Origin of the sequence: Megasphaera vaginalis (ex Bordigoni et al. 2020) (assembly GCF_900240295.1) — a bacterium.
Lineage (GTDB): Bacteria > Bacillota > Negativicutes > Veillonellales > Megasphaeraceae > Megasphaera > Megasphaera vaginalis.
This window is the reverse complement of record NZ_OEQB01000001.1, coordinates 1-26,282: the sequence shown is the minus strand read 5'-3', so window position 1 is coordinate 26,282 and position 26,282 is coordinate 1. Positions and strand designations below refer to the sequence as shown.

Genomic DNA, 26,282 nt, shown 5'->3' with positions numbered 1-26,282 from the left:
TATGGCACACATCAAAGAAGGTAATTTACTCGGTCAAGGCTTAAAGATGGGCATCGTCGTCGCCCGTTTCAACGAATTCATCGGCAGCCGTCTTCTCGGCGGCGCTTATGACGCTTTTCACCGTCACGGCGTGAACGATGACGATATTACGACGGCATGGGTTCCCGGCTCGTTCGAGATCCCTCTGGTAGCGCAGAAAATGGCCGAATCAGGCAAGTATGACGCCGTCATCTGCCTCGGCGCCGTCATTCGCGGTGCCACGAGCCACTATGACCTCGTTTGCAATGAAGCAGCCAAGGGCATTGCCCAAGCGTCCCTAAAGACGGGCGTCCCCGTTCTCTTCGGCGTGATTACGACGGAAAATATCGAACAAGCCGTAGAACGGGCCGGCACAAAGGCGGGAAACAAGGGCTTCGACGTAGCCACGGCAGCCATTGAAATGGCAAATTTATTGAAAGAAATTTAAGATACGATCATGCAATAACGCTCCGGCTCAGAACAATTGGGTCGGAGCGTTATTGCATGATTATACGTATTTTGATTATACTATGAAAACTGAATGAAAAGAAATCGGAAATGAACTTCCTGTAACGGCTTAACGTACAGAACAGCGTGAAAACGCCGGTCTTTCTTTACTGTATTTTTACTCTACATTGTAAGAAGAAATGTGCTATACTTATAAATCAATAAACGAATGAATTCGGGGCCTTTTACAAATGCTCTTCGGTTTTGGTCTTTTCATGTGCTAGTATACGTGTTAAAATTAAATAAGTTATGTATTAATATAAGAATTTATTCTATCTCTGATTATTGATCAATTTATTGTTTTTAAGGATAAGATGACAATGAGAAAATATTTACTGCCGTTTTTTTTATTATCTTTGGATATATTATCCATTTTATTTGTTGCTTTTTTTTCCCTTTATTTGCGCTTTGACAACGTTTTAGATAATCCCTACTCGTTAATTGTTGTCCACCTTTTACCGGCAATCGTGGTAGCTTACGTGTTGCCACTGCTGATATTTCGGCTGTATACGCGTATGTGGCGTTACTTGGGCCTTCATGAGATAAAAGATATTATTTTAGCATCTTCGCTGGGGGTAGCTTTTTTTTGGTGTATCGTTTCTGCATTTGGATATATTCTGCCTCGTTCTTATTTTTTGATTTCTTATATTCTCATTGTTGGAGTTATTTGTTTTGAACGAGTTATACTTCACTATATCATTCTCCGTGAAATGAGGCACATGTTGGCTGCTAGCAGTACTGCCCATTTTCCTGTCTTAATCATAGGAGCAGGAGATGCAGGGAATATGTTAGCCAGAGAACTTGCGTACTATCATAGCGGCAACAGAGAGGTAAGCGGATTTATTGACGATGATCCGAATAAACAGGGCATGTTTATTCAGGGGAAAAAAGTATTGGGAACAAGGAGTGATATTTCCCGTATTGTAAATGAAAATAATATACGGGAAATAATTATTGCCATGCCTTCTGCAAAGACAAAGACAATTCGAGAAATAACCGATGTTTGTGTTCGTGAAAAGCAATGTAAGTTGACAATTTTGCCGGGAATATACCAGTTTCTGAATGGCGATATTTCTGTTTCCAATTTGCGCCCTGTATCAGTAGAAGATTTGTTGGAGAGAGAACCGGTTCAATTGGATTTTAAGAAAATTGCTGCATATTTAGAGAACAAGCGTGTGCTTGTTACCGGTGCAGGCGGTTCCATTGGCTCCGAAATTTGTCGTCAAATTATGCGTATGAATCCGCAACAACTCATTTTAGCAGGACATGGAGAAAACAGTATTTATCTTATTTATCAAGAGTTGTCCAAATTATATGGCAAGAATAGACTGATACCGGCTATTATCAGTATTCGTGATAAAGAAGAATTAAGACGCTTGTTTGAAGAACATCGTCCGCAAGTTGTTTTTCATGCTGCGGCACATAAACATGTACCTCTTATGGAACGACAGCCTCGGGCGGCTATTTCTAACAACGTTTACGGCACAAGAAACGTGGCGGTAGTTGCCGGAGAGTATGGCGTGGAAAAATTTGTTATGATCTCAACCGATAAGGCGGTAAACCCGACGAGTGTTATGGGGGCAACGAAGCAGGTTGCAGAAAAAGTTATTCGTGTTATGAACGGACATTATAAAACAGAATATGTAACAGTTCGTTTTGGTAATGTCCTTGGTAGCCGCGGCAGTGTTGTACCTTTGTTTAAAAAGCAAATCGCAGCGGGCGGACCGGTTACCGTAACACATCCTGAAATGACTCGGTATTTTATGACGATACCGGAGGCGAGTCAGTTGGTGTTGGAAGCAGGCGCTATCGGTAAGGGAGGGGCGTTGTTTTTATTGGATATGGGTGAACCTGTTAAGATCATGGATTTGGCGAAAAATATGATTCGTTTGTCCGGTTATGAAGAGGGCAAAGATATAGAAATCAAGATTACGGGACTGCGCCCTGGAGAAAAGTTATATGAAGAGTTGTTGACAAAAGAAGAAGGAGTGGAAAAAACTCAATATGAAAAAATTTACGAAGCTCCTTTGGAAGAAGTAAATGGAAAGTGGCTGTTTGAAAAGATAGAATCTTTTGGCCAGTGTAATACGGGGGAAGATATTATTCATGTTTTACAAGAAATCATTCCTACTTACAACCCTAATCATACGCCCGATAATCGAAATCTATTGCAAAACTTTGAAGAAATTGATGTGGGAAATCGCTGAAGGCAGAATATAACGCTGAAGAGGTATTTTTATCATGATAGATTTGCATTCACATATTTTGTATACTATTGAAGGTGACGACGGTTCTCGCTCTCAGGAAATGTCCCTGGACATGCTGCGAATGGCTGTCGAGGCGGGGACGACGGACATTTTTGCTACGCCCCATGTCAATCGTCGCGGTATCGTTCCCCACTGGGAAGACATCGTGACGCGGACGGAAGAACTTCGGGAAGCTGCCGTTCAGGCGAATATACCGATCCGTGTTCATACCGGCGCCGAAGTGGAATTGAATTATACGACGTTGGATTTCTTAGGGAAGGGCGAAACGAGGTACTGCTTGAACGGCAGTCATTATATATTGACGGAGTTGACGCCGCAAAGCGACCCGGAACAGACGGAATCACTTTTGTATGAGCTCATGCTGCGTGAATATATCCCGGTTTTGGCGCATCCGGAGCGGTATGACCGGATCATGACGCATCCCGAACGGATATTGAAATGGATGCAAAAGGGCGTATTGACACAGTGCAATGCCGGCAGCTTTATCGGGCAATTCGGTGAACAGGCAAAGGAGCGGGCCGAATTGCTTTATCGTCATCAGATGATTTGTTTTCTCGGCTCTGATGCGCACCGTACGGATTGGCGTAATCCCGACACCAGTGCGGCGGAAGAGGGGATACGCAAGTTTACGGGGAGCGCTGCGTTTTGGGATTCCTGTTGCCGCAATGCGGACAATATCGTTCGTCATAAGCTTTTTTATCCCACCGTACCGGATTGTTTCAAAAAACAGAAAAAAGGTTTTTTTTCCAGACTATTCGGATAATAAAAGAATATAACCAAACGGGGAGGTTTATAGATGAGAAAAAAAATAATGGCCATTACGGCATTGGCGGCATCTATGGCGATGTCAGCGTGGGCCGCTGATTATACCTTGCGTCCCGGCGACCAGCTGAGTATTATGGTGACACAGGAAGAGAGCATGAGCACATCACCGACAAGCAGTGAACAGACACCGTACCAGATTCGACCTGACGGCAAGGTATCTATTCCGCTGGCAGGAGAGATTTATGCCAACGGCATGACGGTGAACGAATTTACGGATACCGTAGCGCAGCGATTGTCGCGGTATATTATTAATCCCGATGTAGCCGTCAACATTGTCAAACTTGGCGGCGTTCGGGTCTATGTCTTCGGAGAAATCAATAAGCCCGGCGCATATGAGCTGACGAAAGGGCATACTGTCATAGATGCTATTGGCGCTGCCGACGGTTTCAACTGGGATACGGGCAAGAAAAAAATCTATCTCATCCATCAGGACAATACGAATAAGATCATTACGATCAACTTGAACAAGATGTTGCAAACAGGGAATATGGCGGAAAACTATGAAATGCGCGAAGGCGACATTCTCTACTTGACGCGTAACGGACGTATCAGCTTCTCGCGGGACATTGCACCTCTCTTCAGTGCGGCATATATGGCTTCAAAAATAAATAGTAACAACTAATGCAGGTATTAAATAGAAAAAATCACTGATTAGGGCTGGCAGGTTTGAGATATTGCGGCTTATTGCCGATCCTGGATGCTGAGATCTGTTTCACTAATTATTGCATGTGCTGCTGCTATACTTGTTATGAACTACTCAACTTAAGGAGTGAATAAAACCTGTGGATGAACAAGTAATAGATTTAAAAGAGCTTTATGATGTTTTGATAGAAAATAAGAAGACCATTGCTAAAGTAACGGTTGCGTTTCTCGTGGCGGCAGGACTGTATTTACTGATTGTACCGCCGACATATCAATCCGTTTCCTTGTTGAGGGTCAAGCAGGATAAAGGGTTGGGCAGTTCCATCTTGGAAAGTTTACCGACAGGGGGAGGAATGGATTCTAAACAACGGATGAATACTGATGCAGAGATATTAAAAAGTAGAAACGTTATTGTACCCGTTATTCGGCAGACGGAAGAACCGGACAGTGATGGAGCATTTCCGGATTATGAGGATTATGTAAAAAATCGTATTATCACTAAACCGTACAAAGATACGGAAATTCTGGAAGTTGATGTAACCGGTAAAACACCGGAAGATGCGCAGAAAGCCAATACATTAATTGTACAGGGGTTTTTAAATCGCTTGACGCAACTCTCTCATGACGAACAGAAGAATATACGCGAGTTTTTGCAAAAGAGAGCAACGTCATCAAAAGAAGAATTGACAGATGCCGAAAACAAGCTGCAGGCATATCAAGTTGCCAATAAAATATATTCATCTGACGATCAAATGAAGGCATTAGCAGATAAGCTATCGGAAATCGACAAGGCAAAGGCTGAGAATCAACTGAATATGGAAACGGCTAAAGCGGCACTAAGCAGTGTTAACGGGCAGCTTTCTTCGGCCGGGCAGAGTGTGGCGGACAGTCCGGCCATTCAACAGTACAAGACGCAGTTGGCTCAATTAGAGGCGCAAAAAGCGAGTTATGCCGGCAAATATACTGCTGAGCATCCGAAAATGCAGGAAGTGACAAATCAGATCAATCAAGTCCGGGCATCTTTAAATCAGGAGATTGATAATATTGTCGCGCAGCAGGCCCCATCAAGTAATATGGTTCAGCAAGGGTTATTGGCGGATAAATTCAAAAATGAAGCAGCCATCGCCGTCGAAGAGGGCAAGAAGCAGGCCTTAGACAATCTGGATGCAGAGAACAATGCCATTATCGCTACATTGCCGGCTAAGGAGCAAGGGTATATTCGCGTTAAACGTGATGCTGATGTTGCTCAAGAAATCTATATTATGCTGGCGAAACGACTGGAAGAGGCGAAAGTGGCCGAAGTGATGGTCCCCAATGAAGTACAAGTCGTTGACACGGCTACGTTGCCGGATAAGCCGATTAAACCACGAAAATTATTAACTGTATTGTTGGCTTTGATTATGGGATTGTTTTGCAGCAGCGGCTATCTGGTGGCCAAGTACCTCTTGAATCGTAAGATAAGAACGACAGATGATGTAGAAACACATTTGGGGCTTCCTGTACTGGGAATCATTCCTGATGCCAATACGCTGGAAGATTATGAAACAGATTCATTGAATATTATGGATAAAATGAAATCGATAAGGAGTAAAGTATGGCACAAGTAGACCTCATTGCCCATTATGACGCGAAATCACCTGTTTCTGAAGCCTATCGCGCCGTTCGTACGAATCTGCAGTTTGCCGGAGCGGGAAAAAAATTAAAATATATCAGCTTTACATCGGCAACGCCGGGGGAAGGAAAGTCGGCGACGATTGCCAATATAGCTATTACATTGGCACAGGATAAAAAAAAGGTTCTCTTGATTGACTGCGATATGCGGAAGCCGCGGCAACATAAGCAGTTCGGATTGCCGAATAAAGGGTTAAGCAATTGCATTGCCATGGGCGAAGCATTTGAAGACGTTGTAAGTCGCGATGTCTTTGAATACCTGGATGTGCTTCCCAGCGGCCCCGTACCGCCGAACCCGTCGGAATTATTGGGCTCTCCGGCGATGCTTGATATTTTAAATAAAGTAGAGGATACGTATGACTATATTCTTCTCGATATGCCGCCTGTTTTGGCAGTCACCGATGTTGCCGTTTTAGGAAGAAAAGTAGATGGCATCGTGTATGTCATAAAATCCGGCGCCGTTTCTCCTGATGAGGCCAAGGAAGCGAAGAAACGCCTTGATCAAAGCGGAGCAACGATATTGGGAGCTGTGCTTAATTGCGTTCCTCAGAAGCATCACAATAGTTATGGCTATTATTATTACGATGAGAATAGAAAATAAATAAGCCTGTAGGAGACGATAGATAAACGTGCGAAGGTACTTACGGGAAGTCCTGAATCACACTGTGGGCGTCAGCATAAGTGAGAAGGGATAGACGAAACAGATATCTTGTGTTAAGCCGTTCATGAGAGATGCTCCTTTGTGGTGGTTTGGGATAATCACGTAAATCATAACACAAAGGAAGCTCTCTTTTTTACTATAGGGGGGTAACATACATTGTAATCCTACATTTATAAATTTTAAATATATGCTAATGCAGTTTATTGGGTATCCCGTTTTATGGTATACTAAGGAAAACTATCATTTCAGAGGGGAAGAAGGAATCCTATGAAATTCAAGAAATCAGCCGTTCTTTTGGCTGCTGTGGCAGCGTTGGGGACAGGCAGTGTTTGGGCGGCAGCTGTGCCTGTTGACAGCCCGTATTATGAGTATCTGAAGAGTTTGCATGACGCCGGCTATGTTACGGCGGTGCCGGAGGAAGGCGCGACGTACAGCCGCATGGAGCTGGCGCAGCTGGCTGTAGAGGCCGAAGGAAAGGCGCAGTCGAAGCCGATGCCTGTCGGGCTGGCTGATCGTCTTTACGCGATCGAGAGTTATGTTGCTCCGGAAATCGATGAAATCAGGGGAACGGCGACAACGCAGCAAGCGGCGCCGGTAACGGGAACGGAACCGATGTTGCGGAATTCGGCAGATACGTATCGCCCGGCGGTTCCTATTGAAGTGCCTGAAAATACACGGCAGTCCGTCAAAGCCGATAATCCGGCTGCTATGAGGACCTCGGCCAATGTGCCTGTCGATTCTGTTTATTATGCGTATCTCGAAAAATTGAGCGGCATGGGTTATATCGAATCATTGCCGACAGGCGCTAAGCCGTATAGCCGGATGCAGTTTGCCGAGTGGACGATAGAAGCGGAAAAGCTTGCTGCCAACAGGGAAATGCCGCCGTATTTGGCTGATCAGCTTCATGCCATCGAGGCTTATGTTGCTCCGGAGGTAGCCGTTTTGCGTGGAGAAACGGTACAGGATACGTTAAAACTGCGTGAGGTGACGGCTGCTCTTGCCGTTAGCAGCGGTACGACAGGCGCTTATCGGTATAACGGGCCCCATGCGCATTGGCAGCCTTTCGGCATGAATAATAACGGCTATCGCTACGGAGACGGCGCAAACGGCATTGTCAGTGCCAGTATCGCCGGTAATATCGGTCACGAAACGGCTATCGCCGTGCGTCCCCGTTTCAGCTATGACAAAGATCAGCAGTTCAAAGCCGGTCTCGAAGAAGGGTATATCAAGACTCGTACGGGCGTAATGGCCTGGGAACTTGGGAAAGAAGCCATGGTCTGGGGGCAGGGAGCGACAGGGAGTCTGCTTCTCGGCAACAATATGAAACCGTTGACAACAGTTCAGGCCCACCTGGTAAAGCCCCATAAAATAGGCGGTTTCTTCCGTTTTCTCGGGGAGGCCGATTTCCACCTGTTCTACGGCCAATTGGAAGGCGATCGTTCCGATTCGGCGAAGGCTCTCGGCCGAAAGGATTATGATCATGTCGGGCTTTTTGGCCTTCGCGCCGATTTTACGCCGACAGACTATTTTACCTTCGGTTTGAGCCGCGTTTCCATGCTTGGCGGTGACGGCAAGGGATTGAGTCGATCCGATTGGGGCCATTGGCTGACCGGTACCAACGCCGATTCGACAGAATCTGACCGCTGGAACGATATTGCCGGTTTCGACTTCCGTCTCCGCTTCCCCGGCGTGCAGTGGTACGGCGAAGTATACGGCGAGGATCAGGGCGGATTTATGCCGACGAAACGAGCGTATCGCCTTGGCGTGTATATTCCGCGGCTGACCCATGACGGTTCGTGGGATATGACGATTGAAGGCGCCCAGACGACGCCTGTCTGGTATACGCATTGGACGTATCAGAACGGTTGGACCTACAGTGATAATATCATCGGCGACGCCATGGGCAGAAACAGCCGTAAGTATTATATCGGCGTCAAGCATTATCTCCCGAAAGAAGCATATATCGGATTTTACGTCATGCATATGGACATGGACAGAGCTGCGACGTATCATCCTGTCGTCAATGAAGCGGCTTTTATGGGGCAGAAAAAAATAAGTGACGATGTCGTTCTCAACGGGACCTTGGGATATGCCCAGGTGAAACATGGTAACTATGACGACGACACGGATAACAATCTCTTTGCCATCGGTTCTCTCCAGTGGCGTTATTAAGTTCGGCAGATATTCTTACGGGTCCGTCCCATCGGCTTTGCTGCGGGACGGATTTCCTGTTTATTTTCAGCAGTGCGGCTGCTATGACCGTATCGGGTAGATTTTATGAAAAAAATTAGTTTCTTTGCTCTCACCTTGCTCTTGATTTGTTTTATTTGGCACAATTCGCTGGTCGACGCGCCGCATTCGACGGCTGTCAGTCGCCAGGTTCTGGCCTTTTTGAACCGAGCGTTGGCTATGTTGACCATTTCGCAGCCCTTGGCGCTGACTGAGCATCTTGTCCGCAAAGCGGCGCATTTTACGGAATTTTATTTTCTGGGAAGCGCGTTGTTTTCCACCTTTTATGCTTTTGGAAAGCGTAGAACGGCCTTTTTCCTGACGGTCATCATCGGCGGTTTTGTCGCCGTCATCGACGAGCATCTCCAGTTGTACAGCCCCGGCCGCAGCAGCCAAGTGTCCGACGTGTTTTTGGATAGCGGTGCCGTGCTGACGGCGGCAACCGCTTTGCAGCTGTTCGTGTATTGGCTGCGGAAAAAGAAATGACGTTGCCGGTGCTTAATGCGGTTTTACGATGTGACATATCTTTGCGCGCCCAGTCTGCGGCGCGCAGCCGGCGTTGGCCGCTGACAGCATTGTGGGAAATGAGATAAAAAATGTCGTGCAGAAAATCCTGCACGACATTTTTTATGGGCCTACGTCCGGTTCATTTTTGGTGTTAAAGCCGATAATGCGCCGCGGTTGTTCCGGATCTGTTCGTTTGACGGCGACGAGGAGAAGATTCAGTTGTGAGAGGTGCTGCACCAGTTCGACGGATGAGCCGTCAGTCAGTTCTCCGTAAAAAACGATCATATTGGGATCCCAGTACCCGACATCCTGAATGCTGAAAGTAATATTGCCTGATGAGACGAGGCGGCCGCCGGCCTGCATATCGTCCGGCAGCTCGGCTTCGAAGTTATTGATCAGGGCCACGATCCGCTGATACATGTCGGAAGCCAAATAGGTATTTTCCCCATCGGTTTCTTCCGCCAGTGTTTCCGGAAGGACGGTCAAGGCGTCCGTATTCTTTGCGATTTCCGTTTCTGTTGTCATCCAATCACCGACCTTTCTGTTCCTTATTGACAATATTCCAGACAGGTCCGATAATCTCCTGCCGGTAAATTGATTTTTTTCTCATTTTTGCGCTGCGCCATATCCTTGTAGTATAATAAAAAGTAATCTACAAGAGAGGATTACATACATGAGCTATACAGATCAAATCGTCCATTATACGGCAGACGAAAATATTCGCGTAGCCATTGCCTTGACCCGGGAGATTACGGAAACGGCGCGGCTGCAGCACCATTTGTCGCCCGTTGCCTGCGCCGCTTTGGGCAGGGCTATGACCGGCGCCTTGCTTCTGGCAGGGGATTACAAAAATCATGAAGGCGTGTCGCTGCGTTTTGACGGCAAGGGGCCTTTAGGTGCTATCCATGTCGATTCCTTCCGTACGAATCGCGTCCGCGGCTATGTCGATCATCCGACTGTAGACTTGCCGCTGAAGGAAAACGGCAAGCTTGATGTGGGGCGAGCCGTCGGCACGGACGGCGTGCTGTCGGTCACCCGTTTTACACCGGAAAAAACGACGTATACGAGCCAGTCCGATCTCGTATCCGGCGAAATAGCCGAAGATCTGGCTTATTACCTGTATACGTCCGAACAGATTCCGGCGACGATCAATCTCGGCGTCCTCGTCGACAGGGATTATACGATCGCCGCATCCGGCGGTTTTTTGGTGCAGGCACTGCCCGGCGCTGCCGATGACGACTTGGCCCGCATCGAAGCGAACCTCGGCAGATTGGCGCCGATTACGACGTATTTACGTGAACATGAGAATGCCGAAGGGCTGATTGAAACTATTTTTGACGGCTTCCATTATAAGGAATTGTACCGCCAGCCTCTTTACTGGCGCTGTACGTGTTCTCTGCAGCGAATTGAAAACGTCCTTCTGTCGTTGCGCCGGGAGGACAAGGAAGCGTTGTTGAAGGATCCGCAAGTGGAAATGACCTGTCATTACTGCGGCAGCAAATATGTCATCAGTCACGATGACTTAGTAACGTTGTTTTCAGAAAATAAGGGGTGATCAGCATGGGACTCATTGCGATTATCGGCGGTACCGGCGTCTGTGATGCCACGATGCTAGAACATGTCAAAGAAGGACAGCAGCAGAATTATTACGGTACGATCCGGTACATGCAGGGTACTTATAAAGGAAAGGATATCGTTTTTTTGCCGCGCCACGGCAAAACGCATTCGATTCCGCCGCATTTGATCAATTACCGCGCCAACATTTTGGGGTTGAAAAAGCTCGGCGTAACGGCGATTTTATCGACGACGGCAGTAGGTTCATTGAATCTTGACGACAAGCCTGATGATTTTGTCTTGCCAGACCAGTTTCTCGATTTCACGAAATCGCGACACACGTCCTTCTTCGACGGCGGGCAGAACGGCGTCGTTCACGTCGACATGACCGATCCCTACTGCCCGGCGCTGCGCGAGACGGTGATGCAGGCAGGCGCGGCGCTGGGGTATTCCGTCCATAACGGCGGCACCTACGTTTGCACGGAAGGTCCGCGTTTTGAGACACCTGCGGAAATCAGGATGTTCGCTCAATTCGGCGGCGATCTCGTCGGGATGACCAATGTCCCCGAAGTTTGTCTTGCCAGGGAAGCCGAGATCTGCTACGCTACCGTTTCCATGGTTACCAATTTTGCCGCCGGTATTTCGCCGCAGCCGCTGACACATGAAGAAGTCGTGGAAAGCATGGCCAAGAATTCACTGCGTTTGCGGACGTTGCTGATGCGGGCGATCGAGCTGTACGCCGAAGGGGAAGATTGTTCTTGCCGCCATACGCTGCAGGCTTACGGAGGGTTTTCTGTCTGATGGAAACGCTGCATTGGAAAGGGAATGAACTGCTGCTGCTGGATCAGACGGCGCTGCCGTTGCAGGAGCGCTACTTGTCTTGCCGTTCCTGGCAGGACGTGCGCCGGGCCATTGCCGTTCTCGCTGTCCGCGGCGCGCCGGCCATCGGCGTCGCCGCCGCCTATGCCGTTGTCCTGGCGGCTAGAGCGCTGGTGCAGGGCGGCGTTGCCGATAGTGCCGCTTTGCTAACGCAGCTGCACGCCATCTGCCTTGACCTCGACGCGGCAAGACCGACGGCGGTCAATCTGCATTGGGCCTTAGCGAAGATGGAACGGCGGGCCGCCGAGTTGCAGGCCGAAAACGACCCGGCCCTGATTGCGGACGCATTGGAAGCGTTAGCTAATGCTATCTGCGCCGAAGATATCACCGTCAATCGGCGCCTTTCGGCGTACGGCGCCGCATGCCTGTGCAAGGCGGGAAAGAAGCTGAATATCCTGACGCATTGCAATGCCGGCGCGTTGGCGACTGCCGGCATCGGCACGGCTCTCGGCGTGATCCGGGCCTCGCATGCGCGCGGTCTCGTCAATATGGTTTATGCCGACGAAACGCGGCCGCTGCTGCAAGGCGCCAGGCTGACGGCAACGGAACTGCATGCCGACGGTATTCCCGTTACGCTGATTACGGATAATATGGCGGCCTGGGTCATGCGGACGAAGGAGATCGACGCCGTTATCGTCGGCGCCGACAGGATTACGGGAAACGGCGATACGGCCAACAAGATCGGCACTTACGGGGTGGCGATCCTGGCCAGGGAGCACCGCATTCCTTTTTATGTCGCCGCGCCGATATCGACTTTCGACCTGCAAATGGAAACGGGCGTATCGATTCCGATTGAAGAGCGGGACCATCAGGAAGTCCGGCAATTTCAGGGGCAGGCGTCAGCACCGGCGGACGTCGCCGTTTTCAATCCCGCTTTCGACGTAACGCCGCACGAGTATATTACCGCCATTTTTACGGAAGCAGGCGTAATTTCCGAACCTGATGCGAGACAGGTGACGCAATTTTTTCAGAAAAAGGGAGTGGTTTTGTAATGGAATCAATCATTCGTGACCGTTCTTTGGCCAAAAGCGGTCAGCAGAAGATCAGGTGGGTAGATCACTACATGCCGACGCTGAACGCGATTGGCGACAGCTTAAAAAAAGAACAGACTTTTCGCGGCAAAACCGTTGTTGTCAGCGTCCATCTGGAAGCCAAGACGGCGTATCTGGCGACGGTGCTGAGCCGCGCCGGCGCCAACGTTGTCGTGACAGGCAGCAATCCGCTTTCGACACAAGATGACGTCGCCGCCGCTCTGGTCGAAGACGGATTGACCGTTTATGCCACATACGGCTGCACGGAAGAGGACTATTTTATGTATTTGCATAAGGCCTTGGATCATCATCCGGAGATCATCATCGACGACGGCGGCGATCTCGTCGGCCTTCTCCACACGTCGCGGCAGGACGCGCTGGAGAACCTTCTCGGCGGCACGGAAGAAACGACGACTGGCGTCAATCGCCTTCACGGCCTCGATAAAGCGGGGAAGCTGCGCTTTCCCATGATTGCAGCCAATGATTCGTATTGTAAGTATCTTTTCGACAATCGTTACGGCACGGGACAGTCGACTTGGGACGGCATTATGCGTACGACAAATCTGACCGTTGTCGGCAAAAAAGTCGTCATCGGCGGTTACGGTTGGTGCGGCCGCGGCTGCGCCATGCGCGCCAAGGGACTGGGAGCCCATGTTATCGTCACCGAAGTTGATCCGATTAAAGCCATTGAAGCTGTTTTTGATGGCTTTGAGGTCATGCCTATGGCGGCGGCTGCCAAAGTAGGGGATATTTTTGTGACCCTGACCGGTGATAAAGACGTTATACGCGGTGAACATATGAAAGAGATGAAAGACGGTGTCCTGCTGGCTAATGCCGGTCACTTTGACGTGGAAATCAACAAGCTGGAACTGGAGGCTCTGGCAGTCCGCCACTTTGCGGCGCGCCATAATATTGAAGGGTATGAATTGCCGAACGGCCATATCATCAATCTGCTGGCAGAGGGGCGGCTGGTCAATCTCGCCGCCGGTGACGGGCATCCTGCTGAGATTATGGATCTGTCCTTTGCCGTTCAGGCTCTGGCGGCGAAGTATATCTTGGAAAATCACGGCACGCTGGAAAATCACGTTTATGTCCTGCCTCACACGATTGATACGGAAATTGCCTCCATCAAGCTGAAATCGATGGGCTACGGTATCGATACGCTTTCGGCAGAACAACGGACCTATTTGAATCTTGATTAGGAAAGGCGGACCGATGACGAAAACATTGTTGAAAAATATTGCGCTCTATCGCAACCATATCGTCGAAGAAGGGAAAAATCTCGTTATTACCGATGACCGGATCACGGCCTTTCCGGCAACTGCCGATGGAGATTATGACGTCGTGATTGACGGCAAGGGCATGTTGGCCACGCCGGGTTTTGTCAACACGCATAATCATATTGCCATGACGGCTTTTCGCAGCTATGCCGATGACATGCGGCTCATGGATTGGCTGGAAAAGAAAATCTGGCCGGCAGAAGCGAAATTGGACGGTGATATCGTCTATGCGCAGGCGCGGTTGGGGATTGCGGAAATGCTTCGCTGCGGCACGACAAGCTTTGCCGATATGTATTTTTTCATGGACGATGTGGCGCGCGCCGTCGAAGAGACCGGTATCCGCGCCGCTTTGAGCCGCGGCCTTACGGGGATTACGCCGAATGCCCAGGCGGCGTTGCAGGAGAATAAGGATCTCTTCCGGACGTGGCACCGCCGTGGCGACGGCCGGATAACCGTCATGTTCGGCCCGCACGCACCGTATACCTGCCCGACGGCGTATATGCGGCAAGTCGTGGCGGCAGCCGGCGAACTGGGCGCCGAAATTCACATGCACCTTAGCGAAACGAAGGGCGAAGTCGAAACGGTCCGCAAGGAATACGGCAAGTCCCCCATTGCTTGGGCCGACGACCTGGGCGTATTCGACTGTGGCTGCCTGGCGGCGCACTGTGTTTGGGTCGATGACGACGACATCGATATTTTAGCGGCGAAACACGTCCGTGTCGCCCACAATCCCGGCAGCAATCTGAAATTGGCCAGCGGCGTCGCGCCTGTTCCCAAGCTGCTGGAAAAAGGCGTTATCGTCGGTCTGGGAACGGACGGCGCCTCGAGCAACAATAATCTCGATATAATGGAAGAAATGCATTTAGCGGCGTTGATTCATAAAGCCGATACCTTTGATCCCCTTGTCATTCCGGCGGAAAAAGCCGTTCATTTGCTTACGGAAGGCGGCGCAAAGGCACTGGGATACAGCGATATCGGCAAGCTGGAAGTCGGTTGGAAAGCGGATATTACGCTTATTGACAGAGAAGGCCTGCACTGGTATCCGAAAAATGACACCTTATCCCTGCTGGCCTATGCGGCGAACAGTTTTGATGTAGATACGGTGTTCGTCAACGGCAAGCTGCTTCTGCAGAACAAAGAATTTACGACGCTGGATATTGAAAAAATAAAATACGAAGCGGAACGAAGCAAAGAAAAGATGTTGAGTTCCCTTTCCTGAGGCAAAAGGATCTGTCACCGCTGGCAGATCCTTTTTAGCGTATGGAAATGACGAATACCGGCACGCTTTGCGCTTTCGATATCGTCTCGGCTGCATGAATGAAAAGGAAGGCGGCATTGACGCATGGGTTTGCTGAGCGCCGGCTGCTGATCACCACCGCGGTGTGCTTGACCGTATCGCGTCCTTTTTATAAAGACAATTGTTCGTAATAAAAAAGCATGACGGCTTGCAGCGCTTTTCCTTATTACGTTATAATAATAAAAAAAGATGAATAACAAGGAATGAAGGGACCCGGAAAGGGGAGACAGCGCATGGAAAATGGCAGGTTCACGACAGCTGATTACAGTTGTGCCTTTAATGCTTTGTATTGTTCGCTGATTATCGTCGACAACGAGGGACATATTGTTTGCAAGAATGAGTCGTCAAAGCGTCTTGTGGAAGAAACCGGCGTCAGTTACGAAGAAATATTGGCATCTTTCAGCAGTCAAATCGATCTGGTGAAAGGGCAGGGGCGATTTTCCATGCAGAACGGAGAAAATTGGATCATCTGCCATGTCTATCCGTGGCTGCGCGCAGGCGGCCGGAACGGCAGTATTTTGGTGCTGCATGAATCGGGACATGAAGTCTGCTCTCAACAGGAGCTGGATATTGTCAACACGACATTCAGGGAAATGAATGCGATCTTGGAGTCGGCGACAGACGGAATTATCGTAACCGACAGGCAAGGAATCATTGTTCGCGTCAATGCGGCTATTGAGAAAACCTTTGGAGTCGACAGGCGTTCTCTGCTCGGCTACGCTGCAGATGAAATCGTCGCCAAAGGCATCTTCAAGGAAGCAATCGTCAAGCAAGTACTGGAATCGAAGAAACGGGTGACCGTGTCTTCCGATTTTAAGGATAAAATGCTCGTTTATACGGGCATTCCCATTTGTGATTCCCACAAACGGCTGACCAGCGTCGTCGTAAATATTCAGGACGTTTCGGCATTGAATCTGTTGCGTCAGAGTCTTGAGCAGGAAAAATTGAAGGTCAGACAAATGGTCGTAATGAATATTGAAAAGAACGGCGATCTGATCGTCAACAGCAGCAAGATGAAGCAAACGATGGAAAAGATTCGTATCATATCCGATGTCGATTCGATCGTTCTCGTGACGGGGGAATCGGGGACGGGAAAAGAGGTTATTGTCAATGAAATTTACCGCAGGAGTCGCCGGAACGGCAAAGCGTTCGTAAAAATCAATTGCGGCGCCATTCCCGATTCGTTGTTCGAATCGGAACTTTTCGGCTATGAAAGCGGGTCCTTTACAGGAGCGCGGCATCAGGGCAAACTCGGTTTCTTTGAATTGGCCGATAAGGGAACGTTGCTCCTTGACGAAGTCGGTGAACTGAGTTTGGCGGCACAGGTCAAGCTCTTGCGCGTTATTCAGGAGAAGGAAGTTCTGCGGATCGGCGCCGCCAAGCCGAAAGCTGTCGATGTCCGGATCATTGCGGCGACGAATCGCAATCTGTGGGAAATGGTCAAGGAAGGCACTTTCCGGCAGGATCTGTATTATCGGCTCAACGTCATCCAGATCAATGTTCCGCCTCTTCGGGAGCGGCGCGAAGATATTATTCCGTTGACCCGTTTTTTTATCGAGAAGTTCAATAAGCGCTATCATAAGCGGAAAAAGCTTTCCATCGATTTGGCTCGCGTTCTGATCAATATGAACTGGTACGGCAATACGAGAGAGCTTGAAAACGTCATCGAAACGATGATTGTGCTGACGCCGTCCGACCTGCTCATGCCGAAGGATCTGCCGGATAAATACACTAATGAGCGGGAAGCGGCAGCAGTTACCGTAGCAGGAATCATTCCCCTGCAAGACGCGTTGCGGGAGACGGAGCGGCAATTGTTGGCGAATGCCAGAATGCGATATAAGACTACACGGGAAATAGCGAACGCCCTTAAAGTGAATCAATCTACCGTATCCAGAAAATTACGGGAACTCGACATCACATTGATGCATTAACGCATCAATGTGATGTCGTCTTGCATCAATAATAAATGGCACAGGAATAGAGTCAGTTGGAAGATGATAAGGGACGTCCTTGATGTACGAATGCATCAAGGACGCTTTTCTTTTTTTGGTAATTGACAGAAAATGGCTTATATATCGCATCTTTTCTGCCATGTAAAATTGGCATGTATATTTCTTATATATTTAGTAAAGATACAGTTGTTATCGAGACGAAACGGGTAGAAAAAAGGAGGGGAGTTGTATGTACGCGATAGCGAGCCTTTCAGAAATGTATCGTAAAAAGCTCGTAACACCGGCACAGGCCGTGTCGGTCGTGAAGAGCGGTCAACGTGTATCGTACGGATTCGGCTGTTCCGTTCCGCTGGATCTGGATCGGGCGCTGGCAGAAAGAATCCGCAACGGAGAGCTCCAAGGACTTGAGATTTGCTACACGACAACCTTGCAGGAAGCGCCGTATGCCGTTTACACGGCTTCCGATTCGAATGAGCAGGTACGATTCATGTCTGGCCATTTCAACGGCTTTGACCGTAACATGAACAAAGACGGCCGTTGTTGGTTCATGCCGATCTTGCTCAACGAACTGCCAAAGTATTGGCGGCACATCGATGTGTTGATGATTCAAGTTCATCCGATGGATAAATGGGGGAATTTCAATCTCGGTCCGCAAGCAGGCGATCTTATCGGAGAACTTAAGGCGGCGGATATCGTCATCGTCGAGGTCAATAAAAATATCCCGAAAGCATTGGGCTACGAAACGGAACTGAATCTCGCCAATGTCGATTATATTATTGAAGGCAGCAATTCGCCGATGCCGTGTATTCCGAATAAACCCGCCAGTGATTCGGATAATAAAATTGCCGATATCGTCGTCAGCATGATTGAAGACGGCAGTACGCTGCAACTGGGGATCGGCAGTCTTCCTTCGGCTATCGGCACGAAGCTGGCCCAATCCGACGTCGGAGATCTGAGCGGCCATACGGAAATGCTCGTCGATTCGTATGTAGACCTTTATGAAGCCGGTAAGATCACGGGTAATAAGAACCGCGATAAAGGGAAGATCATGTACGGCTTTGCCGGCGGCACACAGCGGCTCTACGATTTTATCGATAATAACCAAGTCGTTTTCAACGCGCCTGTCAGCTACGTTAACAATATCGGCGTTGTTTCCGGTATTGATAAATTTATTTCGATCAACGGCTGCGTCAATCTCGATTTGTACGGCCAGGTCTGCTCGGAAACGGCAGGTTATCGTCACGTCAGCGGTACTGGCGGACAGATGGACTTTGCCCAGGGCGCATTTCTGTCGAACGGCGGTAAGAGCTTCATTTGCCTGCATTCAACGAGATCGCTGAAGGACGGGCGAAAAGAATCGCTGATCAGGCCGTTGCTGGTCGAAGGCTCTGTCGTCACGACGCCGCGTTCTGCCGTCCATTACATCGTTACGGAATATGGTTACGCCATGTTGAAAGGGAAATCGACGTGGCAGCGGGCGGAAGCGCTGATCAATATCGCTCATCCCGATTTCCGCGACGAACTGATCAAAGAAGCTGAAAAGATGGGCATTTGGAAACGGTCGAGCAAGCTGATGATCTGATATATCCATTACGAAACGTTGCAATCGTTTAGCAAAAGGAGGCCTGTATTATGTTAATGACCAAGGAGCAGTATATTGAAAGCATCAAAAAACGTCGCCCCATGAACGTCTATTTCCGCGGCAAAAAGATCGAAGACCTGACGACATTCCCGGCATTGGCAGCCAGCTTCAACACGATCTGCACGATTTACGACTTGGCGCAGCGCCCGGAATGGAAGGGCCTGATCACGGTTCCGTCTCATCTTAACGGCGAAGAAGTCAGTGTTTACAACGCGCCGCTGCGTTCCGTCGAAGATGCGCAGCGCAAGACAAGAGCTGCCCGCGCTCTCGGCGAAGTCGTCAGTTGCTGTACGCACCGTTGCACCGGCTCCGAAGCGTTCGCCGGGCTGGGACCGACTTGTTATGACATGGATCAGGAGCTCGGCACCCATTATTTCGATCGTTTCATGAAATTCCTGGACTATGTCCAACGTAACGATTTGTCCTGTACCGTAACGGTTACGGACGTCAAAGGCCTGCGTACGTTGCCGCCGAGCAAACAGCCTGACAAAGACATGTATATCCATATTGATGAAGTCACGGCAGACGGCATTTACGTCAGCGGTTTCAAATGCAATCAGACAGGCATTCTTTTCGCCCACGAAGTAATTTGCATTCCGACGACGAGCCTGAAACCGGAAGATAAGGAATTTGCCGTAGCTTGCGCCATTCCGGCCGATGATCCGGGGCTGACCTTTGTACTCGGCCGTACGCCGCAAGATCGCCGTTTCGAAGAAGTCGGCGGCGATATCGAAGGGATTGATCTCGGTAAGAATTACGCCGATCATCAGGCGCTGGTATATATCAATCATGTCTTCGTCCCGAACGAACGCGTTTTCCTCTGCGGCGAAACAAAATATGTCAGCCGTCTTCTCAGTTATTTCACTGCCGTGCATCGTCTCACTGCCGGCGGGTGTAAAGCCGGCGGCTGTACGGCACTTTGCGGTGCTACGGCATTGATCACGGAAATGGTCGGTGTTGAAAAAGCAGGTCATATTAAAACGAAATTGACCCATATGATGATGGATTCCGAAACGGTATACGGCCTGTCCCTGACAGCGGCTACCGAAGGCTTTAAGCATCCGAGCGGCTTTTTCATTCCGAACCCGCTGAATGCGCACGTATGCAAATATAACTGCACGAAACTGCCCTTTGACGCTGTACGGTATGCCCGCGATATCATTGCCGGTTTCGGCGAAACGGCTCCGTCGGAAGCGGATCTGCGCGATCCGGAAATCGGCCCGATGGTACAGCGCGCATTCAACCCGGGCAATCCGAAGTTCGACGCCTTTGACCGTCTCCGTGCCGTACGTTTTATCGAACATATGGCCCGCGGCTCCAACTGGACGGCAATGGCCCTCCACGGCGGCGGCAATATGGAAGCGGCTACCGTCATGGCTCGGATGTACACCGACTGGAACCACCTCAAAGACATCGTCAGAGCACAGACGAAGATGGAAAAGGATCCGGCAAAACGCGATGCCATTGTCAATGAAATCGGCAAACGCCGCGGCCGCGCCTGCAATTACGGCGATTTGCCCAAAGTAGATGAAGAATAAAGAATGACTGTCTCGTATCAGTGAGGGAGCCCCTTGCCGGCAAATCTGCCGCAAGGGGCTCCCGTCGTGGCGCTATACGGCGTTGACAAAGACACGGGGAACAACGTAGAGTATAGAGAGAAAGAGAAATCAGGAATCGGCAGCTGCATCCGGCTTGCCGCAAGGAGAGTGCAGATATGAACATCAACAAGGTAAAAGCCATTTATTTCAGTCCCGTCGGCAATACGAAGACAACGGTGGAGCGTATTGCGGCACAACTGGCCGCCGTTTTGCAGGTTCCCTTGGACGTCATCGACTTTACGCTGCCTGCCGCCCGCGCCGCCGGGTATGCGATGGCGGCAGATGAACTGGTCGTTTTCGGGATGCCTACCTATGCAGGGCGAATTCCAAATAAAGCGCTGCCGTTTGTGCAGACTTTATTTACGGGAGAGGGGACGCCGGCTGTTGCCGTTGTTACCTTCGGCAACCGCAGCTTTGACAGTGCGCTGACGGAACTGCGCGACGAGCTGGACGGACGGGGCTTTCATGTTTTTGCCGCGGCGGCTTTTGCCTGCAATCACGTTTTTTCCGATCAGATCGGCATGAAACGGCCGGATGCGGAAGATATTCTGTTTATGGACGGCTTTATCCGGCAGACGGCGACGAAGCTGGTCCGGGCGGAAACTGCCGCAGACCTGCTGCGGCCGGTTATTGCCGATGATGAACCGGTACGGCCGTATTACGTGCCAAAAGGAATGGATGGGCAGCCGGCTAAGTTTTTAAAGGCCAAACCGCAGACTGACACCGCGTTGTGCACCGATTGCAAGATTTGTGCAAACGTCTGTCCAATGGGGGCTGTCGATTGGGATGATCCGCTGACGGTCAACGGTATCTGTATCAAATGCCAGGCATGCGTTGCAAAATGCCCGACGCATGCCAAGTATTTCGACGATGCGGCCTTTTTATCTCACGTCCGCTATCTGGAAACACATTATCGCCGCCGCGCCAATTCGGCAGCCTATCTGTAAAGGCGGCGAAGGCCTATTCCCGCTATGTTATAGGAAGACCCCCTTTGCAGCCGGAAGGAAAATCCGCGTTGCAGAGGGGGTCTTGCCGTGAAGGAATGCAGCCTTTACTTTTTCAGCAGATATCGGATGACCAGACCACTTGCTTCATACAGTGCCAGCATCGGAACGGCCAGACATAACTGGGAAAGGATATCCGTCGTCGGCGTAATGACGGCGGCGACGAAGGCCAGGAGGACGGCCTATTTCCTTTTGGCAGACAGCGCGGCAGAAGAGACAATATCCATTTTCGCCAGAATGAAGAGTATGAGAGGCAGATTGAAGATAAGACCGAAAGGCAGGACAAGGGCCAGGATAAAATCCGGGTAGCTTTCCATCGAGAGCAGCGGCTGAACGAAGTCATTCGTAAATCCCACCGACGGCAAGTGTTACTTTGAAATAAATGAAAAAGGCCTCGGCCGGCTTGATGAAGTAGAGCTTTCCTGCAGGATAAGCAAGTGCGGCGATGATATCATCAACATATATGTTGCATACGGCCATGGCCAGCGCCGTGGCCAGCAGCGATCGAATCAGACAGGAACGCAGGACTGTCAGATGGCCGGTCAAGGTCATTACGGCGCCTTCCCGTGTTTTCAGTTGTTGTACCTGAGACATGGAGGATTACCTCATTCTTCGGGTTTTGTGCCATCTTGATTTTTTACGCCGGCAGGATTTTCGGAAGACGCGTTGACGGCACTCTTGAATTCGTGCAGACTTTTACCGAGTGCATTGCCGATATCCGGTAATTTTCCGGGGCCGAAGATAACAAGCCCGATGACCAGAATAAGAACCAACTCGGGGACGCCTAAACCAAACATAACATATGACCTCCTTTGATACGTAGTTATTACGGATGCTATAACTATAGCAGGCCTGTATTATGTTTATGTAAAAAAAGAGGCTGCTGTTTGTAAATTATCACGCTCAGATCGGGATATATATTTTTCCTTAACTTTTCCGTATCCTTACAGCTGTTATACGTATACTGCGTACACTTACAGTATTAGAACAACAACTGTTAAGGAGGAAGATGAGATGAATGATGAACATACTTTTTCCCGGCGCGGCTTTTTGAAACTCGCTGCCGGATCCGCGTTGGGCGCAGCCATGGTCACGCTGCCGTCCTTTTCTTTTGCCGAAAACGGAACAAAGGCGGCGCGTTCGTTGCGTGTTGTTGCTTTGAAAGAAATTCCGTCAGATCCGTTGGCGGCTGCGAAGATATCAGCGCTCGTGAAAAACGGTTATGACTATATTATCGGCATCGTCAATACCATAGCCGACACTTCGTTGAAGAATGAAGTGCTGAAACTGATCCGTGATCCCCGGCCGACATTTATGGAAATGTACGCGTCAGATGCCGCCATACAACGCTTGTACGGCGCGTTGGCCGCACAGGGGCTGATTGATACGGGGAAGCTTGATGCCGCTCATCTTCTGCCGCCGTATCGGGGAACGGTTCAGCCTTTCATGACGGCGCCCGGAAGCGGATATGGCAGTCATCATCCGTATCCCGGCGGTCTGTCCACTCACGTCGCTTCCAATTTGCATATTACGGCGGCTATCTGTAAGACCTATGAGGACGTCTTTTTATATGACGTTCATCGTGATATCGTCATTGCCGGACAGGCGCTTCACGATATTGCCAAGCCTTTCGTCTTCCAGTGGCAGGCTGACGGGACGTCGCTCAAAGAATATACTATTGCCGGACAGGGGGCGCATCACGTACTGTCTTTGGCGGAAGTCATTTATCGCGGCTTCCCGGCTGCCGAAGTCGTCGCACAAGCCTGTGCACACGGAGCGCCGTCGAATGAGCAGGAAGAAGCTAATGTCGTAGGGTGGCTGAAAGCGGCTGCGCTTGTCGCCGGAAAAGATCCCGTCGCCTACGGCCTGCTGAATACGTCCGGTACGGGGCTGCCGGCGCCTCATCATCAGGAAGGATACATCGTTCATCTTGGCGATCATGACTGGGTGCTTACGTCACCGGCTGCGGCGAAAACGACGAAGGTCCTGAAAAAAATTGCCGCCGATGTGTACGGTATGACCGGCGCCGATCTGGACGGCGCCGCATATAACCATTTCCGCAATTATGTGGGAGCACAGCTTTCCTACATGTATCTGAACATGCTGGAAGCCGAACCGAACGGCTATCATCTCGTCGTTAAGGCCGTCGGCGAATTGATTCGGAAATAGACGCGGAAAAAAGAGTCTCAAGTGACATGGAGAAAATCCATGTCACTTTTCATATATAGGGAAAGCTGAAGGCCCATCTTTTTGATGAAAGCTGGTCAAATTTACTTCCATAGGATATAATAAAAATAGTTGTGTTAGTCATTTAATTATGTGAGGTGTGTTATGAGAAAAAGTATACAAGCGTTAATGTTGGCCTGCGCTTTTGTTTCTGTCGTCGGCACAGCGGCGGCGATGGATAGTCGAACTTTATACACGGATACGGACAAGTATCAAATTGTCTTTGCAGACAGACATAAAGTTGTATTTGTCGACAGTAAAGATCTGACAGGCGGGCAGACGAGAGATTTTCCCAGCAGTCACGAATGGTTCAACGTCAAACTGTATGTGGAGACCTTTAAGAGCCGGCAAGATATGGATGAAATGTCCTGGACAACGAATGATACGACGAAACGGATTGATGAATACAGCGGGCTGCTTTCGTATGAACGGGGAAATAAGATTTCCTTACAGAATCTTTCTTTATTGAACGCCTATAAGCCGACAGGGGAAAAAATTGCGTTAACTGCCTGCGATAAGCCGGTGAAACTGGATGCCACGGCAATTTACATCAATTTAAAAAATCAGTTATTCAACAGGAATAATCAGGAAACTGATTCTCTCCATAAATAGAAATCTTCCCGTGGACCGGGATCGGGTGGAGAATTTTTACAAGTAAGTTTCAATCGGCGCCGAAAATGCTGTTGAGAGAAAAAATATCGGGTATTCACGCCGCAAAACAGCGCGCACAGGAGGAACGTTTCATGAAAAAACAGACATATGTACCGGCAGAGCCCATTGTCAAGGGAAGGGAAGATACGTTTTGGTACGTTATCGGTGAACGTTGTATTTCCTGTGGTCAATGTGCCGCCAACTGTCCGGCAGGAGCTATTGCCGAAGGAGACGATCGGTACCTGATCGATCCGGCACGATGTATTGATTGCGGCACCTGTTCTTATGTTTGTCCCGTACAGGCGGCGCAGCCCGTATGCAAAAAAGAGGAACCGGCGACGGTATGCGTCAGGGAAAGCATCTCCATAGGCGATATCGACACTGATACATGCTATTACAATCCCGGCTGTGCGCTCCGGGCTTATAAACCGGATGTGCCGGAACAACTCCTGCAATTGCTGCGAAGCGGTTTAGGCGAGATAAAACGGCATCAAATCTGTTGCCGTCACCAACCGGGATTGCCTGACGGCTCCGTTATCATCGGTAATTGCGCCGGTTGTGACAGACGTTTTCGTTCTCTTTATCCGGGGATTGAAACTATTTCGATCTGGGAAGTGCTGGACAGTTTTCCTTCTTTGCCGCTGCCCGACTACCGCGGTCTTACCGTATCGGTCCATGATTCCTGCGCTTATCGCCACAAACCGCAGGTACATCGGGCGATTCGCAATCTGTTACGCAAGATGAATATAACCATGGAAGAAGCAGCCTTTCATGGCACTACGTCCATCTGTTGCGGTGATAATCTGTATGGCCATGTGCCGAATGCCGTCGTAGAAAGACGGATTCAGGAACGTGTCAACCAGTTTCCTTGTGAGAACGTCGTCGTCTATTGTATCGGCTGTGTCCGCGCCGTGGAATTTGGCGGTAAGAAACCGCTGTATATGGCAGATTTATTATTAAACCGAAGCACTGAATCCATGCCGGATACATTAGATGAATATCATGAAACACTACAAACGTATATTCATAGTCAGTAAACAGCTGGGTATGAGTAAAACAAATCGAACAGTGAAGCCATTCTCATATTGTGCATGATGTTAACGTACATGTTTTGCAAAAATATGGCAGCGTAAGTTGATAACTCGTTCAGACGTTAGAACCATTATGCACAAAAAGATTAAAGACGAGCAATTACGTATTCTTGTATTGTATTTGGACATAAAAAGATAAAAGATACACAATTAGTTCCGATAACGTTATATTATCGGAACTAATAATTTATACGTTTCTATGGTTTACTATGGCTTACTGATAAATGTGTATTTTCCACCATTTATCGAGGAATCTACCTATTATATTTTACTATCGATTATTATAGGTTTATACACAAAAATGAGGCGGATAGCGGAAGAAATAGCGGAAAAGTAAAGCCCCGTCAAACTGGACAGTATGCACCTTGACTGGGCTTTGTGAACCTCGTAAAATGTAATTGTTATAGATGTCAACTGCACAATAATGCGCTGTGTCGTAGTAGAAAAGAGAGTGTTTTGAGCACCAAAAAATTATAAAAATATTATAAAGTTAAGGAAAAGTTGGCAAAAAAAAATAGCCCCGCCGAGTCAGCATTGCGCTGATCCGACGGGATTATCTTATTTTGCGGCTAAGCCAACCAGCAGCACACCGGCAGCTATGGCCCAGGTGTCGCGTTGCCTTTTAATGACTGCCCGCTTGTGCTCCATTGATTTGATTTGCGTTGTCAACGTCTGCAAAGATTTGTCTTGCCTCTGCAATGTTTCGTCGGCCTTCGTCAACGAGTTTTTGGCACTCGTCAAGCTGAGCCG

24 protein-coding genes and 1 pseudogene are annotated in these 26,282 nt (G+C 49.3%); 20 read left to right on the top strand and 5 right to left on the bottom strand.

The window, feature by feature from the left end; all coding sequences use genetic code 11:
• Window position 1 precedes the first annotated feature (1 nt).
• The 8 genes from ribE (at window position 2) to C0977_RS00090 (ending at window position 9,306) form a co-directional block, all read left to right on the top strand.
• Window positions 2-466 carry a 6,7-dimethyl-8-ribityllumazine synthase gene (ribE, locus tag C0977_RS00125; protein WP_023053504.1) on the top strand — a complete coding sequence of 155 codons (465 nt, stop codon included), beginning with the start codon at window positions 2-4 and terminating at the stop codon, window positions 464-466.
• Between the two features lie 379 nt (window positions 467-845).
• Entirely contained in the window at window positions 846-2,732 is a 1,887-nt protein-coding gene (locus C0977_RS00120) for a polysaccharide biosynthesis protein (RefSeq protein ID WP_101911987.1), read from the top strand.
• A 34-nt stretch (window positions 2,733-2,766) separates the two neighbouring features.
• Entirely contained in the window at window positions 2,767-3,555 is a 789-nt protein-coding gene (locus C0977_RS00115; protein WP_023053512.1) for a tyrosine-protein phosphatase, read from the top strand.
• 48 nt (window positions 3,556-3,603) lie between these two features.
• Window positions 3,604-4,239: a polysaccharide biosynthesis/export family protein gene (locus C0977_RS00110; RefSeq protein ID WP_306306237.1), complete on the top strand. Its 636-nt coding sequence runs from the start codon at window positions 3,604-3,606 to the stop codon at window positions 4,237-4,239.
• A 160-nt stretch (window positions 4,240-4,399) separates the two neighbouring features.
• Window positions 4,400-5,866 carry a GumC family protein gene (locus C0977_RS00105; protein WP_101911985.1) on the top strand — a complete coding sequence of 489 codons (1,467 nt, stop codon included), beginning with the start codon at window positions 4,400-4,402 and terminating at the stop codon, window positions 5,864-5,866.
• Complete coding sequence (locus C0977_RS00100; protein WP_101911984.1) at window positions 5,854-6,531, top strand: CpsD/CapB family tyrosine-protein kinase; 678 nt, start codon at window positions 5,854-5,856, stop codon at window positions 6,529-6,531. Before C0977_RS00105 ends, C0977_RS00100 begins: the two co-directional genes overlap by 13 nt.
• Before the next feature lie 327 nt (window positions 6,532-6,858).
• Window positions 6,859-8,763 (top strand): capsule assembly Wzi family protein, encoded by a 1,905-nt coding sequence (locus C0977_RS00095; RefSeq protein ID WP_234987517.1) that lies wholly within the window; start codon window positions 6,859-6,861, stop codon window positions 8,761-8,763.
• Window positions 8,764-8,868: 105 nt separating this feature from the next.
• The gene (locus tag C0977_RS00090) at window positions 8,869-9,306 is read left to right on the top strand and encodes a VanZ family protein (protein ID WP_101911983.1); all 438 of its coding nucleotides are present in this window, start codon (window positions 8,869-8,871) and stop codon (window positions 9,304-9,306) included.
• Between the two features lie 141 nt (window positions 9,307-9,447).
• Here the strand turns inward: C0977_RS00090 and C0977_RS00085 are convergent, their stop codons facing one another.
• Window positions 9,448-9,852, bottom strand: a complete 405-nt coding sequence (locus tag C0977_RS00085) for a DUF6173 family protein (protein WP_234987516.1) — start codon at window positions 9,850-9,852, stop codon at window positions 9,448-9,450.
• Window positions 9,853-10,000: 148 nt separating this feature from the next.
• On the opposite strand from C0977_RS00085, the gene hslO reads away from it, so the two are divergent.
• From hslO to C0977_RS00040, 9 genes are all read left to right on the top strand, one after another.
• Window positions 10,001-10,882 carry an Hsp33 family molecular chaperone HslO gene (gene hslO, locus C0977_RS00080; RefSeq protein ID WP_101911982.1) on the top strand — a complete coding sequence of 294 codons (882 nt, stop codon included), beginning with the start codon at window positions 10,001-10,003 and terminating at the stop codon, window positions 10,880-10,882.
• A 5-nt stretch (window positions 10,883-10,887) separates the two neighbouring features.
• A complete protein-coding gene (gene mtnP, locus C0977_RS00075) occupies window positions 10,888-11,682 on the top strand; it encodes an S-methyl-5'-thioadenosine phosphorylase (protein WP_101911981.1) in 795 nt (264 codons plus the stop codon).
• Entirely contained in the window at window positions 11,682-12,752 is a 1,071-nt protein-coding gene (gene mtnA, locus C0977_RS00070; protein ID WP_101911980.1) for an S-methyl-5-thioribose-1-phosphate isomerase, read from the top strand. The genes mtnP and mtnA overlap by 1 nt, the downstream gene beginning before the upstream one ends.
• Window positions 12,752-13,993, top strand: coding sequence for an adenosylhomocysteinase (locus C0977_RS00065; RefSeq protein ID WP_101911979.1), 1,242 nt, complete (start codon window positions 12,752-12,754; stop codon window positions 13,991-13,993). The genes mtnA and C0977_RS00065 overlap by 1 nt, the downstream gene beginning before the upstream one ends.
• 13 nt (window positions 13,994-14,006) lie before the next feature.
• Entirely contained in the window at window positions 14,007-15,290 is a 1,284-nt protein-coding gene (locus C0977_RS00060; RefSeq protein ID WP_023053432.1) for an amidohydrolase, read from the top strand.
• A gap of 311 nt (window positions 15,291-15,601) precedes the next feature.
• A complete protein-coding gene (locus C0977_RS00055) occupies window positions 15,602-17,299 on the top strand; it encodes a sigma-54 interaction domain-containing protein (RefSeq protein ID WP_159459008.1) in 1,698 nt (565 codons plus the stop codon).
• 250 nt (window positions 17,300-17,549) lie between these two features.
• A complete protein-coding gene (locus C0977_RS00050; protein ID WP_101911977.1) occupies window positions 17,550-18,902 on the top strand; it encodes an acetyl-CoA hydrolase/transferase family protein in 1,353 nt (450 codons plus the stop codon).
• A 50-nt stretch (window positions 18,903-18,952) separates the two neighbouring features.
• Window positions 18,953-20,500 (top strand): 4-hydroxyphenylacetate 3-hydroxylase N-terminal domain-containing protein, encoded by a 1,548-nt coding sequence (locus tag C0977_RS00045; RefSeq protein ID WP_101911976.1) that lies wholly within the window; start codon window positions 18,953-18,955, stop codon window positions 20,498-20,500.
• 176 nt (window positions 20,501-20,676) lie between these two features.
• Window positions 20,677-21,507 (top strand): EFR1 family ferrodoxin, encoded by an 831-nt coding sequence (locus C0977_RS00040; protein WP_023053446.1) that lies wholly within the window; start codon window positions 20,677-20,679, stop codon window positions 21,505-21,507.
• Between the two features lie 239 nt (window positions 21,508-21,746).
• Here C0977_RS00040 and C0977_RS11050 read toward each other — a convergent pair whose 3' ends face one another.
• Genes C0977_RS11050 through C0977_RS00025 form a run of 3 tightly spaced genes read right to left on the bottom strand, consistent with a single transcriptional unit; the run spans window position 21,747 to window position 22,361 of the window.
• Entirely contained in the window at window positions 21,747-21,881 is a 135-nt protein-coding gene (locus C0977_RS11050; RefSeq protein ID WP_234987515.1) for a twin-arginine translocase subunit TatC, read from the bottom strand.
• 22 nt (window positions 21,882-21,903) lie between these two features.
• On the bottom strand, window positions 21,904-22,158 hold the full coding sequence (locus C0977_RS00030; RefSeq protein WP_101911975.1) for a twin-arginine translocase subunit TatC: 255 nt from the start codon (window positions 22,156-22,158) through the stop codon (window positions 21,904-21,906).
• 11 nt (window positions 22,159-22,169) lie between these two features.
• On the bottom strand, window positions 22,170-22,361 hold the full coding sequence (locus C0977_RS00025; protein ID WP_023053430.1) for a twin-arginine translocase TatA/TatE family subunit: 192 nt from the start codon (window positions 22,359-22,361) through the stop codon (window positions 22,170-22,172).
• Window positions 22,362-22,578: 217 nt separating this feature from the next.
• On the opposite strand from C0977_RS00025, the gene C0977_RS00020 reads away from it, so the two are divergent.
• The 3 genes from C0977_RS00020 to C0977_RS11245 all read left to right on the top strand — a co-directional run bounded on the left by C0977_RS00020 (window position 22,579) and on the right by C0977_RS11245 (window position 25,478).
• Window positions 22,579-23,733 (top strand): TAT (twin-arginine translocation) pathway signal sequence, encoded by a 1,155-nt coding sequence (locus tag C0977_RS00020; RefSeq protein WP_101911974.1) that lies wholly within the window; start codon window positions 22,579-22,581, stop codon window positions 23,731-23,733.
• Between the two features lie 162 nt (window positions 23,734-23,895).
• The gene (locus tag C0977_RS00015; RefSeq protein ID WP_145995052.1) at window positions 23,896-24,402 is read left to right on the top strand and encodes a hypothetical protein; all 507 of its coding nucleotides are present in this window, start codon (window positions 23,896-23,898) and stop codon (window positions 24,400-24,402) included.
• 131 nt (window positions 24,403-24,533) lie between these two features.
• Entirely contained in the window at window positions 24,534-25,478 is a 945-nt protein-coding gene (locus tag C0977_RS11245; RefSeq protein ID WP_200814182.1) for a 4Fe-4S dicluster domain-containing protein, read from the top strand.
• Window positions 25,479-26,090: 612 nt separating this feature from the next.
• Here the strand turns inward: C0977_RS11245 and C0977_RS10800 are convergent.
• Window positions 26,091-26,282, bottom strand: a pseudogene (locus tag C0977_RS10800) (hypothetical protein); the annotation flags it as partial.

What these genes read in the sequence shown, in the direction of transcription:
- C0977_RS00065 (WP_101911979.1), top strand. Translation starts at nt 12,752, where the DNA reads ATGGAATCAATCATTCGTGACCGTTCTTTGGCCAAAAGCGGTCAGCAG.
- C0977_RS00120 (WP_101911987.1), top strand. Translation starts at nt 846, where the DNA reads ATGAGAAAATATTTACTGCCGTTTTTTTTATTATCTTTGGATATATTA.
- C0977_RS00015 (WP_145995052.1), top strand. Translation starts at nt 23,896, where the DNA reads ATGAGAAAAAGTATACAAGCGTTAATGTTGGCCTGCGCTTTTGTTTCT.
- C0977_RS00025 (WP_023053430.1), bottom strand. Translation starts at nt 22,361, where the DNA reads ATGTTTGGTTTAGGCGTCCCCGAGTTGGTTCTTATTCTGGTCATCGGG.
- C0977_RS00030 (WP_101911975.1), bottom strand. Translation starts at nt 22,158, where the DNA reads ATGTCTCAGGTACAACAACTGAAAACACGGGAAGGCGCCGTAATGACC.
- C0977_RS11050 (WP_234987515.1), bottom strand. Translation starts at nt 21,881, where the DNA reads ATGGAAAGCTACCCGGATTTTATCCTGGCCCTTGTCCTGCCTTTCGGT.
- C0977_RS00090 (WP_101911983.1), top strand. Translation starts at nt 8,869, where the DNA reads ATGAAAAAAATTAGTTTCTTTGCTCTCACCTTGCTCTTGATTTGTTTT.
- C0977_RS00110 (WP_306306237.1), top strand. Translation starts at nt 3,604, where the DNA reads ATGGCCATTACGGCATTGGCGGCATCTATGGCGATGTCAGCGTGGGCC.
- C0977_RS00055 (WP_159459008.1), top strand. Translation starts at nt 15,602, where the DNA reads ATGGAAAATGGCAGGTTCACGACAGCTGATTACAGTTGTGCCTTTAAT.
- mtnP (WP_101911981.1), top strand. Translation starts at nt 10,888, where the DNA reads ATGGGACTCATTGCGATTATCGGCGGTACCGGCGTCTGTGATGCCACG.
- ribE (WP_023053504.1), top strand. Translation starts at nt 2, where the DNA reads ATGGCACACATCAAAGAAGGTAATTTACTCGGTCAAGGCTTAAAGATG.
- hslO (WP_101911982.1), top strand. Translation starts at nt 10,001, where the DNA reads ATGAGCTATACAGATCAAATCGTCCATTATACGGCAGACGAAAATATT.
- C0977_RS00060 (WP_023053432.1), top strand. Translation starts at nt 14,007, where the DNA reads ATGACGAAAACATTGTTGAAAAATATTGCGCTCTATCGCAACCATATC.
- C0977_RS00020 (WP_101911974.1), top strand. Translation starts at nt 22,579, where the DNA reads ATGAATGATGAACATACTTTTTCCCGGCGCGGCTTTTTGAAACTCGCT.
- C0977_RS00085 (WP_234987516.1), bottom strand. Translation starts at nt 9,852, where the DNA reads ATGACAACAGAAACGGAAATCGCAAAGAATACGGACGCCTTGACCGTC.
- C0977_RS00050 (WP_101911977.1), top strand. Translation starts at nt 17,550, where the DNA reads ATGTACGCGATAGCGAGCCTTTCAGAAATGTATCGTAAAAAGCTCGTA.
- C0977_RS00095 (WP_234987517.1), top strand. Translation starts at nt 6,859, where the DNA reads ATGAAATTCAAGAAATCAGCCGTTCTTTTGGCTGCTGTGGCAGCGTTG.
- C0977_RS11245 (WP_200814182.1), top strand. Translation starts at nt 24,534, where the DNA reads ATGAAAAAACAGACATATGTACCGGCAGAGCCCATTGTCAAGGGAAGG.
- C0977_RS00115 (WP_023053512.1), top strand. Translation starts at nt 2,767, where the DNA reads ATGATAGATTTGCATTCACATATTTTGTATACTATTGAAGGTGACGAC.
- C0977_RS00045 (WP_101911976.1), top strand. Translation starts at nt 18,953, where the DNA reads ATGTTAATGACCAAGGAGCAGTATATTGAAAGCATCAAAAAACGTCGC.
- C0977_RS00040 (WP_023053446.1), top strand. Translation starts at nt 20,677, where the DNA reads ATGAACATCAACAAGGTAAAAGCCATTTATTTCAGTCCCGTCGGCAAT.
- mtnA (WP_101911980.1), top strand. Translation starts at nt 11,682, where the DNA reads ATGGAAACGCTGCATTGGAAAGGGAATGAACTGCTGCTGCTGGATCAG.
- C0977_RS00100 (WP_101911984.1), top strand. Translation starts at nt 5,854, where the DNA reads ATGGCACAAGTAGACCTCATTGCCCATTATGACGCGAAATCACCTGTT.